At 62.2% G+C, this 13,180-nt stretch carries 12 protein-coding genes; 9 read left to right on the forward strand and 3 right to left on the reverse strand.

The window, feature by feature from the left end; translation table 11 throughout:
* Nucleotides 1-15: 15 nt before the first annotated feature.
* Entirely contained in the window at nucleotides 16-1,077 is a 1,062-nt protein-coding gene (locus Rhe02_RS04840; protein ID WP_203906833.1) for an NlpC/P60 family protein, read from the forward strand.
* A gap of 65 nt (nucleotides 1,078-1,142) precedes the next feature.
* Here the strand turns inward: Rhe02_RS04840 and Rhe02_RS04845 are convergent, their stop codons facing one another.
* On the reverse strand, nucleotides 1,143-1,742 hold the full coding sequence (locus Rhe02_RS04845; RefSeq protein WP_203906834.1) for a hypothetical protein: 600 nt from the start codon (nucleotides 1,740-1,742) through the stop codon (nucleotides 1,143-1,145).
* 126 nt (nucleotides 1,743-1,868) lie between these two features.
* Between Rhe02_RS04845 and Rhe02_RS49640 the strand changes: the two genes are divergently transcribed.
* Complete coding sequence (locus Rhe02_RS49640; protein WP_239123371.1) at nucleotides 1,869-2,006, forward strand: hypothetical protein; 138 nt, start codon at nucleotides 1,869-1,871, stop codon at nucleotides 2,004-2,006.
* A 524-nt stretch (nucleotides 2,007-2,530) separates the two neighbouring features.
* Nucleotides 2,531-3,355: an HNH endonuclease gene (locus tag Rhe02_RS04855; protein WP_203906835.1), complete on the forward strand. Its 825-nt coding sequence runs from the start codon at nucleotides 2,531-2,533 to the stop codon at nucleotides 3,353-3,355.
* Nucleotides 3,356-3,659: 304 nt separating this feature from the next.
* Here Rhe02_RS04855 and Rhe02_RS04860 read toward each other — a convergent pair whose 3' ends face one another.
* The gene (locus Rhe02_RS04860; protein ID WP_203906836.1) at nucleotides 3,660-6,140 is read right to left on the reverse strand and encodes a tetratricopeptide repeat protein; all 2,481 of its coding nucleotides are present in this window, start codon (nucleotides 6,138-6,140) and stop codon (nucleotides 3,660-3,662) included.
* Nucleotides 6,141-6,392: 252 nt separating this feature from the next.
* Between Rhe02_RS04860 and Rhe02_RS50465 the strand changes: the two genes are divergently transcribed.
* The 4 genes from Rhe02_RS50465 (at nucleotide 6,393) to Rhe02_RS04875 (ending at nucleotide 9,134) form a co-directional block, all read left to right on the forward strand.
* Nucleotides 6,393-6,518 carry a hypothetical protein gene (locus Rhe02_RS50465; RefSeq protein ID WP_275412144.1) on the forward strand — a complete coding sequence of 42 codons (126 nt, stop codon included), beginning with the start codon at nucleotides 6,393-6,395 and terminating at the stop codon, nucleotides 6,516-6,518.
* Between the two features lie 579 nt (nucleotides 6,519-7,097).
* Nucleotides 7,098-7,448: a hypothetical protein gene (locus Rhe02_RS04865; protein WP_203906837.1), complete on the forward strand. Its 351-nt coding sequence runs from the start codon at nucleotides 7,098-7,100 to the stop codon at nucleotides 7,446-7,448.
* Nucleotides 7,449-7,771: 323 nt separating this feature from the next.
* Nucleotides 7,772-8,380 (forward strand): DUF262 domain-containing protein, encoded by a 609-nt coding sequence (locus Rhe02_RS04870; protein ID WP_203906838.1) that lies wholly within the window; start codon nucleotides 7,772-7,774, stop codon nucleotides 8,378-8,380.
* 349 nt (nucleotides 8,381-8,729) lie between these two features.
* Nucleotides 8,730-9,134, forward strand: coding sequence for a hypothetical protein (locus Rhe02_RS04875; RefSeq protein WP_203906839.1), 405 nt, complete (start codon nucleotides 8,730-8,732; stop codon nucleotides 9,132-9,134).
* A 14-nt stretch (nucleotides 9,135-9,148) separates the two neighbouring features.
* Here the strand turns inward: Rhe02_RS04875 and Rhe02_RS04880 are convergent, their stop codons facing one another.
* Nucleotides 9,149-10,306, reverse strand: a complete 1,158-nt coding sequence (locus Rhe02_RS04880) for a hypothetical protein (protein WP_203906840.1) — start codon at nucleotides 10,304-10,306, stop codon at nucleotides 9,149-9,151.
* Between the two features lie 223 nt (nucleotides 10,307-10,529).
* On the opposite strand from Rhe02_RS04880, the gene Rhe02_RS04885 reads away from it, so the two are divergent.
* Nucleotides 10,530-11,657, forward strand: coding sequence for a hypothetical protein (locus tag Rhe02_RS04885; RefSeq protein WP_203906841.1), 1,128 nt, complete (start codon nucleotides 10,530-10,532; stop codon nucleotides 11,655-11,657).
* 500 nt (nucleotides 11,658-12,157) lie between these two features.
* Nucleotides 12,158-12,916 (forward strand): hypothetical protein, encoded by a 759-nt coding sequence (locus Rhe02_RS04890; RefSeq protein WP_203906842.1) that lies wholly within the window; start codon nucleotides 12,158-12,160, stop codon nucleotides 12,914-12,916.
* The last annotated feature ends 264 nt before the right edge of the window (nucleotides 12,917-13,180 follow it).

Below are 13,180 nucleotides of genomic sequence, written 5' to 3' on the forward strand. Positions count from 1 at the left end.
AAGGGACATCACTCCATGAGCAAAGCCGTCATCTTCCTCGCCGTCGGTGCCGCCATCGTCTGCCTTACTCTTCCGGCGTTGGTTGTCTCCGCCGTCTTCTCCGGTGGTGGCTCCGGCTGCCTGACATCGACTTTGGCTGGTGGCGGAAAACCCCTACGCCAATGGGACATGGAACAGACCGCTATCGCCAAAGCCATCTTCGACGTTTGGGCTCGCAAAGATGTCCCCCACTGGGGGCTAGTGATCGCATTCGCTACAGCGATGCAGGAGTCCGGGCTGCGCAACCTGCCACACCTCGGCTCCCACGACGACCACGACTCGATAGGCGTCTTCCAACAACGTCCCAGCCAAGGATGGGGTACCCCAGAGCAGCTCGCCAGGCCCGAGTACCAGGCCGAGCGGTTCTTCGACAAACTCCTCGACGTCCCACACTGGCAACAACTGCCGCTCACACAAGCCGCGCAGGCTGTTCAGGTATCGGCCTACCCGAACGCGTATGAGAAATGGACCCAAGATGCGCTACAGCTCGCCGCACAGTTTTCCGTGGGCGGGCAAGCACCTCGAGGAGATCCGGGAATGTGCTTGAGTAGCTGCCCACCGCCCGCAACGAGCACGCCGAGCCCCGCTGGTGTGCCTAGCGTGACCGCATCCCCGCCTGCCATCGATGGGGAATGCACGACCCTGGTGCGGGCGGCGTCCTGGCTGACCGCATGGAACGGCGGCCCGGTCCCATACTCGGCCAACACCGACCCGAGCGCATACTTCGGCGGGTACCGCCGGGACTGCTCCGGATTCACCTCGATGGCGCTAGGGCTCGCAGGTCCCGGCTTGAACACTGCCGGACTAGCGGCCAGATCGCGGCGGCTTGAAAAGTTTGACCTGCGCGCCGGAGACCTGCTGATCAACCCAACACCTGGTGGCCAAGGACACGTCGTCATCTTCGATCGCTGGACCGACGCGACCATGACCTCGTACATCGGATACGAGCAAGCAGGCAGCGGAGGCACCTACCACCGCCGCATCCCTTGGCCGTACTACGGCACCTATCACCTCGACCCTTACCGACTCGCTAACTGAGCCGAATTACATTAAGTGCAACATACGACACGCGGTGGTGACGCCAGGGTTTGCCTCGCTATGAGCTAGCCGGTTATCTCGGTGGGCTTTATCAATACCCCAGTTTCAAGGTAGATGTCGTAAATCCGGCGCAAGGTCGAGGCAGACTCCTCGGTCGCGTTCCCGTCCTCGCCGTGAAGGCATTGAACATAAGAACGGGCCACCGGCATTATCTCTGCGTCGAAAATTTCAATAACATGCTGACGCTCTCTAGTGCCGCCATAGTGGGCGCAGTCAAAGGCAGTGGCCAGAGCACGAACCGTCGCGGCTCCGAGACGGTCAGCTTCGGCGCGCATTTTGGGGTCAGGATGCCCGCGTGCAATCCGTTGGACCCGTCGCCGCAAATCCGTCCTCCACCGCTCCTGAAGGTCAGTCCACTCGTCACCAGAGTCGATCGCGCCGCCGCCCGCTCGGCGTACTGAAACGCCGAGCGCGACCAGGCCAGCATCCAAGACAAGGCTCGCAACATCAACAATGACGTCGACTGCTTCATCGTGCCAATGACGACGGGCGGCGCGCTGTTCCTCGGCACCCTTCGTGATCGTCTGCATTCGCAGGAGCACCAGTGCTCCGGCGAGGGTCAGTGCCGCTGTGAGCGCTGAGGCGGCAACCGCTGCCCAAGTCATGGATGCACTGTTCCACTCCCCGGGCCACTGCCGCGAGGCCCCAAACAGCCGATTGGCGGGTGCCCCACGAGGGACGAATGGGCGAAGGCTCTCTACAGGCACGAAAATCCGCCATCGGCTCAGGACGTGATCGAAGGACGGCTCATCCAGATCGGGCTGCGCGCCCTCGAACTCGGCAACAACGTCGTGATCGACTACGGCCTCTGGGGTCGAGACGAGCGCTGCACTCTACGGCAGCGAAGCGATCGCCGCCGCCCTGACTGACGACAAACGCGAGCGTCTCGACACGACATGAACGCCCCGGACGCGACCAGCACGCCAACGCGCCGCACGATGGCCACCGCGTTCCTGCGCGCACTGCGACCCTGAACAAGTTCGCGGGTTAAAGATCAGTGACGGCTTGTGGCGTCGGATGCCCGCTGCGGACCAACCCGCCACGTCCCTTCGGTCAGAACCTCACCGCTAGCATCCGCTCTTCGGCAAATCCATGTATGGAAGGTAGTCATCGGGATTGCCCTGCCTGTGTCGTGGCCGGCGCTCCTAATCGCATTGTCAGTCGTGCGGCCAAACCCACGCTAGCGCCGAGCCACCCGCCGGGCTAACGATCATGGCGTGGATGTCAGAGGCAGGGGCTAAACTCCTGTTACGGCAGACGCACATGCCCGCCTCCATGGCGGACCGCCCACGACGGCCCGGCGCGAAGGACAAGGGTCTCCGACTCGTGCGGACTTCTGTCGTGCCTGAAACAGCGGCTGAAGTCGTGGGCTACAGCCGGTGAGGAATCTGGCATGACCAAAGACCGCCGCGCCAAACAGGACGCACGCGAGCGTAAAGCGCTGACGGGCGAGTCGTACACCACCGCTCGACGCCACACGTCCCGGACCGCAGAGCCGCAGTTCAAACCCGATCACTGCGCCAGCTGCCTACAACAGCTGCCGAACCAGGTAGAGCGCCTGTTCTGCTCCGAACTCTGTCGGCAAACAGCCGAAGTTATCCGGTATTGGCGGGCCATCGTCCGCGACGGCCGGATCGAAAACAGCGACGTCAGCTACGCCCTGCAGACCAGAGTCGCCCACCTGCTCGCCGGCGGCTACCCGAAGCAAAAACGTCACCTTTCCGATGAGATCCGCCAACAAGTTTGGGCACGCGACGAGGGACGCTGCCGCGGCTGTGGAAACCCGGGCGAGGAGATCGATCACATCCACGGCGACTCCGCGGATCTGGCCAATCTGCAGCTGTTATGTGCGCCGTGCCACCATCGCAAGACCGAGCAGCGGATGGTCCCCGCTGGTGCCGAACAGAAGAGTTACATCGCCGCGCTGCAACGCAGCCGGGTCGCCCCGCAATCTCCGCTATTGTTGTGTGACGACCATGAGCGGTGGTCCACCATCGAACGCACACTCCGCAAGGAGCGCCGGGAAGGTTTGCTCGCACAGCTTGCCGAATACGGCTTCAAGCGGGCCGACTTCGCCAGCTACTCGTGGTCTGACATGTGGGACGAGGTCCTCGATGAGAACTACGACGAGGACGACTTCGAGGCGCACGGAATCGACGATGACAGCGGCTTCGGTCCAGACAGCTACTTCGCGCGCGCCATGGCGAAAGACGACTGATCCACCGGCCACACCACGGACCCAAGATAGAAGCCGTCACAGCACTGTCTGAGCACTACATGTTTGCGGGCTCGCCCACGGCCGTCGGCGAGCCCGCAAACGGCCCTGCTGCAAATGTCCCGGTCGAAGGTCGGCGGGCGACCGTTGACGGGCCGGTCCCCGGATGTGCCGGTGGTCAGCCTGGTCGTCGGGTTCGGCGATGATTGGATGCTGCCCCGCCCGCGCCACTCGATAGCGGCGGGGCCGCCGAGGAATACAGCACAAACAAATATCGACACTGCGCCAGTTAATTGAGACAAGGGGCCTAGCCATTGCGGGGATTTTCGACCTCGGAGGCTCGCAGGATGTAGCGAAGTTGTGCGGCAGCGGTGGGTGTGCCGGCATTGGCTTCGGCTTCAAGTTCATCGACGCGGCCCTGTTCGGCCAGCAGAAGGGCCAGCCGGAGGGCGGCGGTCCAGTTACCGGCGTCGGCCTGGTTGCGCAGGATGCCTGCAGCTTCATCGACGCGGTCCTGCTCGACGAGCAGATCTATCAGGGCGAAGGCGGCATGATTGTTGCCGTTGTCAGCAAGGTCGCGAATTTCATCGACGCGGCCTTGATTGGCGAGCAGCCGAACCAGGTCTCCATTGGCTATCCAGTCGCCGGCGGCGGCCCGCTCACGCAGGACGTTCAGTCCTTCGTCGATTCGTTTTGCGTTCTTGGCGAGCAGCCGGATCAACTGGTTGCCCGCTTCCGGGTCGCCGGCGTCGGACAGTTCGCGCAGGATGGCCGCCGCCTCGTCCACGCGGCCGTCTTCTGCGAGCGACCAAATCAGCAGGTCGGCGGCCTTCCGATCGCCGACGTGCGCCCATTCGCGCAGACTACTTATCGCCTCGTCAACGCGGCCGTGTTCTCTGAGTAGCTGGACTAGCCGCTGCCGGGCTTGCAGATCTCCACCGCTGGCCCGTTCGCGCAACTCGTCGACGCGATCATGCGCGGCAAGCAGATTCGCCAGCAGGCGGGCGGCATGAGCGTTGCCGTCGTCGGCCAGGTCGCGCAACTCATCTATGCGACCCATTTGGGCGAGCAAGTCAGCCAGCCGCGCCGCGAATGACTCGGCGTTTGCTCGCTCGCGAAGCATGCTCACCCCTTCTTCAAGGCGGTTCTGCTGGGTTAGAACATCCACAAGCCGGTACGCAGCGTTCGAGTCCCCGGCATTGGCCCGCTCGCGCAGCTCGTCTACGCAACCCTGGTCGACGAGCAAGTCGACCAGCGCATGGGCGGCGGCCTCATCGCCAGAGTTAGCTCGAGGGCGAAGGATATCCAATGCCTCGTTGATACGTCCCTGTTCGGCGATTACACGGGCCAGCCTTACCGCCACAGGCCATACACCGGCGTCGGCCGCGGTTTCGCCCCCGGCGTCCGATGCGCTGCGGTAGAAGGCCTCGGCGTTTTGCGAACGACCCCGGCGTTCCGCAGCATCGGCCAGTCGCAGAGTGTCGTTGGGATGGTGGTGGTCGATGAGTGCCTGCCAAACGACGTCGGGAAGGTGAACGGTGCGTCGGATGCGGCGGCCGTGCTGATATAGGTAGTCGGCCACGACATATCCCGCGACTGCTCCCATTCCGGCCGGTAATGGATTTAGTAGGGCGGCGGCGCCATGCACGACGGTGGTGGCGTAGCCGAGTGCGGTGTCGAGCCAGTCAATGGATGCGGTGGCCTGCTCGGCTGCGGTCAGGTAGCCGGGGCCGGCGGCGGCGAGCAACTGTCGGGATAGCGGGGCTTGGACGCCGACCCGATGGGCATCGAGGGCGGCAGTGATGACCGCCCGGCTATACGGGTCGGGGGCGTTGTCCCATCGACGGACGAGGGCCGGTCCGGCGGCGAGGACTTGTGTGACGCCACCGTCGGGTGAGTCCAGTGCGATGCGGATGCGCTGGTCGCCAGCCAGGGATTCGGCGCGGCTCCGCTCGGCCGGGCTGAATTCGGTCGGTACATGTACCACGTAGGCCAGATTGAGTAATTGGCGGTCGTTGCCGTGAGGGTCTGGCTGACCGAGCACCGGCCGTGTGGTCCGGCTGGTGTACTCGTAGGGCCACAACGTTCCGACGAGCACAAGCCCGGCAGCAATCAGGTCCCGAACTACGCTGGCGGCAAGGCCAGTGCCCGTGTCGAGATAGCGCTGCAACTCGTCCAGCCACGCCACCGCGCGCGGAGGAGCTTCGACTGCAAGCCGGCGAATCGCGTCGGCGTCGGCCGGGTGGACCAGCCACCATTCTGGCATAACGGCGCGAACCGCTTCGACCAGCGCCCTGGTCTTCCCCGCCGAGGAACTCCCGACCAGCAGAACCAACCCACCGCGTTCGGCGGCCGCAACGATCGCGGCACATAGCTCCGCGTCCAGATCCCGAGGCACATAGGGCGGCAGTTCACCGTCCGCCCCGTCGACGTGGATCGCGGCGTGGACACCAAGCAGCCGGGGTCGAGCCTCCCGCACCCGCACCCCGCCTGCCGGGCGGCGTAAATGGCTGGTGGCCACCCGCTCCCACGCCGCCAGCCATGGTTTCCGCGCCTTGTCGCCCAGGCCACACGCGGCTAGGTACCTCTCCACCGTCTCCCGTGTAGGGACGGATTTGGCGTGCAGCATGTTGCTCAGCGTGGATGGCGGTAGAGCGCGCGTACCCTTACCGCGGTTTGGGTTGATTACCTTGTCGAGAGCGGCGTAAGACATCGAGCCTCGCAGCCACTGGAACGCACTGGCAAGCTCGGACAGGGTGTGCACGCCCGCGGGATCGACGTCGCCCACGTTGACAACGACCGGGTCCCTGCTCACCGCCCGACCTCCTATCTGTTCGGTGGCCCTCGCTGAACACCATCCAACCCAGCGTAGAGGGCTACGAATCTGCGTCAGCACTCCTGGTCACTCATTCGAATGCCTCCAATCGCGTTCGGCGTTCTCCCAAGCCGATGCCGTATAGGCGGACCAAGGGATTTCCTCGAAGGTGTTCTAGGGAGAACCGGCCGGCTCCTCCCACCACACCCGCGACGGGAGCACGCCATGACACAACAGCTGACGGAGAAGACCTGGCGACGAAAGGTCACCCTCGCTGCTATCACCGGTCTCATCTCCGGCGCAGCCCGAGCCATCACCGCCAAGATTCTGGATCACCTGACGTCCCACTGACAAACGACCAATATGCAACTTGTTCTAGCATCAGCACCGGGAATACGGCATATCGTAATATTGCACGCGCACCAACCAACTAGGCGCCTACTAGACTGGAATTGCTTGCAGTGCAACAGATCATGTTTCGAGGGATCGGTTGGCGTTCGAGCCTGTCGCGTTTGCCGTAACGATGTTGCATCAGGCGCGGGTGCACGATGGCCGCCCACCCGCTGGCCGTTGTCCTACGACGAAGTGCAGCCGTTGTTCGATATGGTCGATCAACGCGTGGCCGATGGCGGCGCGTCCAAACGCAAGGGCGCGCCGTCCGCGACCCGTGACGCCGCGGTCCTCAAGACCGTCTACGCGTTCGGGCTGGCCTGCTTGACCGCTTCCCCAGATTCCTCGAAACCGTCACCACGCTGGAGATGTGTAGAACCTGGTCAACGTTTTGGATGGCTATGATTCACTACCGGTACGGTGCCTCGTGCCGAGCAGGCGCGCGACGAGTGTTCCGCCGCATCCTCTATAAGGTCGGTGAGATAGCGATACGACCGTGAGAGTTGTAACAGCAGCGCCCCTAGCAAGGAGGTGTGTCGCATGTATCCAGAGATGTTCGGTGATGTCGATGTGTTGATCACTGCGGCACTATTCGGCATTGCGCTTTGGGTTGGCATTGGCGCAATCTTCCTTGGGAAAGGCATGGCAGATAGCACGAAGAGTGTCTTAGCCACACTTGAAGAGATGAGGCGAAAGTCAGCGGCAGCACTCGAAGCACCCGCTCTTGTCGACACCGGAGAAGTGCTCAGACAGATCATGGTGGACGTCAATCGACTTCGGCGCCAGGCTACATCGAGTACAAGGCGTACGTTTTGGGCTGGACTCTTGCTTGGGCTGCCGATCGGAGTATTGGTCAATTGGCTGTCGTCGCTACTGGGCATAGGCGGATAACTCACGTTCCGACTGCGGGAGTCGCGTGCGAAGAGAGTTGGTTATGTTCGGATGACGAGAGTCGGTCACTCAGTGGCGTCTTGATGTACCGGCCCGACACCTCTGCTGGTCCTCGTCATGTTGGCGGGGTTCTGCCGACGGGTGGTGAACTGGTCGCGCTCCCTCTCGGGGGATTGCGGCTAGCGACGTGCGTCTACGCTTGAGTGTATCCGAGCCTAACAATGTGAAGCCCGGTGCAGAGCGCGCCACAGCGACCAGGTTAGGCAAATAGGGGGCGAGAAGGCAATTTCAGCGGCCGCGATCGAGTCGAAAGTGGAGTGAGGATGGGCCTTGAGGAGCAAGTCGCTTCACGCGCAAGAGAAATCCATTCCGATGGCTTCGCAATGTCGATTGGCTCGGTAATCTCACTTTATCGCGATGGGGGAGTTGACATTCACTCCGAGTTTCAGCGTGTTCCCTGGACGGATGATCAAAGATCACGGTTTATCGAATCGATCCTTCTTGGATTGCCGATTCCCCCAGTTATCGTTTCCCAACGTCCAGATGGCGTTTGGGACGTCATCGACGGAGCAAGGCGGCTATCGACTATCTTTCAGTTTGTCGGCATTTATCGAGATAGAACAGGCAACCTAGCGACGCCTACAACACTGCGGAAGACCGAGTATCTTCCTGCATTGGATGGATATAGGTGGGAGGTTATGTCGACGGATGGCCTGGTGTTTAGCGAAAGAATGCGTCGCGATTTCGAGGCCGCAAAGCTCCACTTCCGTATTACAAGTGTGACGCTGCAGCAGATAGCGTTCGATCTCAATGGTCTGCGACACCAAGCTAGCGCTGGGTCGAAACGTACATTCTGGGCTGGGCTTGTTCTGGGGATTCCTCTCGGCTTGCTGGTGAATTGGTTGTCGTCACTATTTGGGATTGGGGTTTAGCGTTAACCGTTCGGGATCAGCAGTTGACCGAGAATGCGGGCATCCGATGCAACGTTGAGATACCCGGTGGTGACGCTTAGCTTCGATGCTGCCGGCCACCTCGCTGAGGTAGCCCGTAAAGCGCGCGCGTTGCACTGAATGCAACATCAAGCTGGTCGACCTCTCGAAATGGCTCGCCTCGTTATGCCCGACGGAGTGTCGTGTCTCGACCCGTGGACGCCATTGTTTGAGGCGATGTGAGGCGATGTAAGGCGTCCGAAGCCGGGGCACGTGTCTTGGTAGAGACCAACCTCAACACTGTCGGCTTTTCGGCAATTTCTCGATTGCTCTGGGTTCGTACGCTGTAGCGATGAAGATTGATGCCGACCAGGTCGGCCTTCTTGGGGGCGCGGCGATTGCCGGGGTGATCGCGATCAGCGCATCTGATGGGCCTTACGAGCCATTTGAGACAGTGATCGGTATCGTGCTTGCGGTGCTGGTGGCCGCAGGTTTCAGGCCAAGGTATGCAAAGAGCCCGCGGGAGCAGTTCTTCAACTCCGTGCCACCAGCGATGGTGGGAGGGCTGCTTGCCGCCTTGATCGTCGCTTTTCCTTTTCAGCAGTGGATTTACCCCCGCAAGCCTAACCCCGATCCTGCTGAACTCATTGTCCTCTCGTGGTGGCTGGCAGCTGTCTGGCTTGTGGTCACGGCAGCCTTGGCCAAACGGCTCGCTTCCAAAGCGGCTCGGGCGAGCGGACGGTCGCCGACTGCCTAGGTACCTAAGCCCTATTACGTAGCTCTGGATGGTGGGTCAGAAACATCAGAAGCTGACGCTATGCCGAGGTGGGCAGGCCGGGGTTGTCTGCTGGCCAGTTGGGTGACGACCGCATCCGGGCGGGTCAAAGCGACTGCGCTTGCCGCGAAGAAGTCGGCGAATTGCGAGGCGGTCTGCCCAGACCGCCATTTGATCGCGCTGTTGAAGTTGTCAGCGATCCTGGGCGAGATGCCGGTGAGGTACTGCTGGTTGAGCGCGGCGGTGACCTCGCTGTGCAACTCTCGAACGCTCTGGCCGTGGGCGGCGCTCGCGGCCGCGATGCCGTCGGGGCCGGGGTCGCCGCGCAACTGCATCAGACGGAGTTCGGACGGCCTTATCGCAGACGTGTCGGGCTTACAGGTGCGCAGCGCGTCAAGCTGATGCTGAACCCGGTTCAGCATCTCGACCAGCGGCGCGTTGTGTGCCGGAGTGAGGCCGCTGATAGGGAGGCCGAGGGTCTGGACCCATGCGATGGTTTCCGGCAGGACCGCCAGGGAGATCGATCCCATGGATTCGTAGACGTTGACGTAGCGCACGGCGTCGAGTCCCTCCGCCCTGAGATCCATCGTGGTCATTTGGGACACGGGCTCGTGGTTCTCATCGCGGTAGCCGGTGTTGACTCGATCCGGACTGATTTGGAGCGCGACCCGATGCAGATAGAACGCCGTCGGGTCGTCACGTTGGTTGCGAATACGCCTCAGCATGTTCTCGATCGCCGCCCCGTACGTCCCGACATGAAGTGCCTTGTTGAGCTCGTTGTTGACGAGGCGCTCAATGTGGTCGGCCGGCAGATGGAAGAGGTGGGCGTTGGCGGCCAGTTCAGTTCGGCGTGTCACCGCGTCCACCGCCAATGGCCAATCGGCCAAGGTACTGGTGTGATACCAGGCGAAGGTATTGATCCGTGTGTTGTCGAGCGCAGGATCGTGCTCGTCGCGTAGCGCCGCGACCGCGCGGCCGAAATGGATCGATCGCGGACAGTGTTCACATGGCATGTGTGCTTCGTCCTTTTCGGCGTAGTAATCCTCCGCCGACAGAGACGACACGGCGCCGCACTCGCATCTCATCCGATAGCCGTAGCCGAAATCGCTAACCCTGTCCTCCAGGGCAGGCATGACGATGGTGTTCTTGTTCATGCCGCGAGGCTATCTGCGACATCCGACAGACCGAGACAACCGCGATCAGCACAGGCGTGCAGTGTGGCGCCGCGCTCAACCTGTCAGCAGTCTCGCGCGCCCCGGTCGAAGAGGACTGCCGCCGGTTACATCAAGAGCGCCGAGCAGCCGTTACCGCCCGCTATTCTGCGCAGCCAGCCGGCGCCTGAAGCCTCTACAGCTCTAGCACCGATACGCTTCGATCATGCGCCCGGTCCGGCCCGACTACTCGTGGTTACCCGAACATCAGCATCATGTGGCTTTCACGCTGGCCCACGCCGACGAACTGATTTACCGCGTCGCCCAGGGGCTCATTGATTACCTGCGACCCGGCCCTCTGGAGCTGGAAAGCATCCCGGACGGACTGCTCTGCCATGTCAGGGTCGCGCGAGTCGCACCGCTTCCGCCATCGATTCCGCGGCTCACCGCCGATGCGTTGACACAGTTACGCGCCGCCATCGAACATACCCTATTTGCCGAGGTGGAACATCAGATCGGCCGGAAGCTCAACACGAGCGAAGCCCGCCGCATCGAGATGCCAGCAAGCACAAGTAGCGACGGATTCTCGGACTGGTTACGGCAGCGACGTCGCCCCGACCTTCCGCCCATGGTCGATGGGGCGCCGCTGATCGCTCGACTGCGTGATCTTCAGCCGTACAACCGCCGTGACGCGGACAACCATCCCCTACGCGTGCTTGCTGAACACACCAACCTCGCCAAGCACCGCACGCCAGCTGTCGCCGCCACCTTCGTTGCCAAGGTCATTCCCGACGTCGAAGCACCAGATATCTCCATCAGCGCCAGCTCCGACCAGCCGGCCCTCGCGGGAGACACGTTGGCCACAGGCCCACTCCGCAAGCGAATACCGCTATCGATCTGGCCGATGGTATCTATCCAACGACCACACACCGAAACCTGGCATGTGCTCATCAAAGAACTCGGCTACCTCGAGGATTGGGTACGCACCACCGCAATTCCAATCCTGGTGACCGGCACACGTGACCACTCCCCGCTGCCACCGCAAATCGATGTCAACATCGGATATCAGAACCTTAAGCAAGCGTTGTCCGCGGCGGGCTTCACGCCAGCTGAGAAGCGATCCGAGCGGAAGATGCTCGCATCTATCGCGCGAGACGGCATGGTCGAAACTCTCGCCCTGCACCCAGACGCCCCGCCCGCCGCCGTCATCAAGACATGGGCCGAAGCAATGAATGATGACCAGATACTGCAGCGGCACGAAAGCCTTGCAAGGCTGGGAAGCCCAGACAAACTTCGACAGCTACACACAGTGATGCTCAATCTTCTTGAAGAAGTAAGACAGCATGACGAGTAGCCCCCCACCACTGAGATCGGGTACAGGAGGGTCACTGCGACCGGTGAGAACCCTCCGCCACGGCACCCACTCGCATCGAAGACGTCCTTTCACGCCTCAGGCTTTCCGAAACAAGCACAACTTGCGGCCACCCGCGCTGAGCAAGAGATCTACGCTCCTGACCAATGGCAGGCCGAGCGCCTATGTGTCGCAGAACCACGGTCTCCCGGCCTCGTGCAGCCAAAAGTCCTGATCACCTGTTACTGGTTTCGGTCGCTCCACCTGTCACCCAGGAGGATGAAACTCAGGATGCAGGCGAAACGCGATGGGCCGTCGATCGTTCACCCCGCGTGATAGGGGAGGGATCCGATCGTAAAGGTGCACCTCAGACGCGTGCTAGGCTGCCCACCGCCGACGATGACGCCGCGCCGTTTCGATTGAAGCTGCGCGACGCTAAAGCGAGATGGCCGCAATGGCAAGCATTCCAAGACCAGCGCCGGGAGCAGGGACGCAAGGCGGCCATGGACAAGTATGGCAACTCGGTCCTGGCCAGCTTTCTGCTTGACGTGCATGTGCCGAATTTGCCGCCGCCGACCCAGGTGGTCGCATACGCGCTGGAGCTGGAATGCAGCCACGAGGAATTCTGGCTCGTGAAGAAGGACGATGCACCTAGGTCGCCGCCACAACGGACCCGATGTCCCATCGTCTGGAAGTGCCGACTTAGCAGCGGCAGGTCCGCCGTTCGGTATCTGACCCCAAGCGAGCCAGAACCAAAATATGCGGGCATGGCGGCGACCAGATGGCATGTCGAGCTGGATTGCGGGCACGACAAACCGATGCTGTGCCACGAGTCAGAGAGTCTCGCAACCGGGGAACCGACTAAGTGCCTGACCTGCCAGCCGGAGGCTATGGGGTTTGATGTGCGCATCACGGCCGTCGGTCGACGCTTGCCGGATCAGATGGTGCAGAACTGGACCGTGGAGCTTAACTGCGGCCACACCGGCATCGACCATTTCATCCCAGTGGAGAACGCCGACGATCCGGCCGCCTACCGAGCAGCGCGCCCGCGCGCGAACGGCATGTCCTGCCTCCGGGAAGAATGTGATCAGCGGCAAGTCCGGGGCGTGCGGCGCCTAGGACTGATCGGGAAGGTCGGTGTGCCGAAGACCCCACCGCCTGCCCCGCTGGATCCGGTCATTTCGACGGCCAACGACGTCCGGCGACGACTTTCCAAGGCCCAACGGGAGGAACTCATCCGTTTACTCGAAGGTGAGCGATGACGTCCGCAGCACGTCGGCCGGTCGTCGTACGACGCGCTGGAGAACTCGATTGAACCCGCCTCGACAGGTACGTCGTAGCCCACCGGCTAAGGCAGGTGGCCGGTCAGGTGGTGGAACCTCGCGGTTCGGCCCGCCGCGCGTGGTGGTCCTTGTTCCGAGCAGGCCGTTGGCAATGTCCCGATGGCTCAACGTGTTCGGCGAATACACGGCGGTTCGTGGTTACAGGATCGTCACGGTGACCACGGATCCGCTGGCAGCGATGGC

Origin of the sequence: Rhizocola hellebori, from assembly GCF_016862955.1 — a bacterium.
Lineage (GTDB): Bacteria > Actinomycetota > Actinomycetes > Mycobacteriales > Micromonosporaceae > Rhizocola > Rhizocola hellebori.

Coding starts and splice junctions, on each gene's coding strand:
- Rhe02_RS04855 (WP_203906835.1), top strand. CDS start 2,531: ATGACCAAAGACCGCCGCGCCAAACAGGACGCACGCGAGCGTAAAGCG.
- Rhe02_RS04840 (WP_203906833.1), top strand. CDS start 16: ATGAGCAAAGCCGTCATCTTCCTCGCCGTCGGTGCCGCCATCGTCTGC.
- Rhe02_RS04865 (WP_203906837.1), top strand. CDS start 7,098: ATGTATCCAGAGATGTTCGGTGATGTCGATGTGTTGATCACTGCGGCA.
- Rhe02_RS04845 (WP_203906834.1), bottom strand. CDS start 1,742: ATGACTTGGGCAGCGGTTGCCGCCTCAGCGCTCACAGCGGCACTGACC.
- Rhe02_RS50465 (WP_275412144.1), top strand. CDS start 6,393: ATGACACAACAGCTGACGGAGAAGACCTGGCGACGAAAGGTCACCCTC.
- Rhe02_RS04885 (WP_203906841.1), top strand. CDS start 10,530: ATGCGCCCGGTCCGGCCCGACTACTCGTGGTTACCCGAACATCAGCAT.
- Rhe02_RS04890 (WP_203906842.1), top strand. CDS start 12,158: ATGGACAAGTATGGCAACTCGGTCCTGGCCAGCTTTCTGCTTGACGTG.
- Rhe02_RS04875 (WP_203906839.1), top strand. CDS start 8,730: ATGAAGATTGATGCCGACCAGGTCGGCCTTCTTGGGGGCGCGGCGATT.
- Rhe02_RS04880 (WP_203906840.1), bottom strand. CDS start 10,306: ATGAACAAGAACACCATCGTCATGCCTGCCCTGGAGGACAGGGTTAGC.
- Rhe02_RS04870 (WP_203906838.1), top strand. CDS start 7,772: ATGGGCCTTGAGGAGCAAGTCGCTTCACGCGCAAGAGAAATCCATTCC.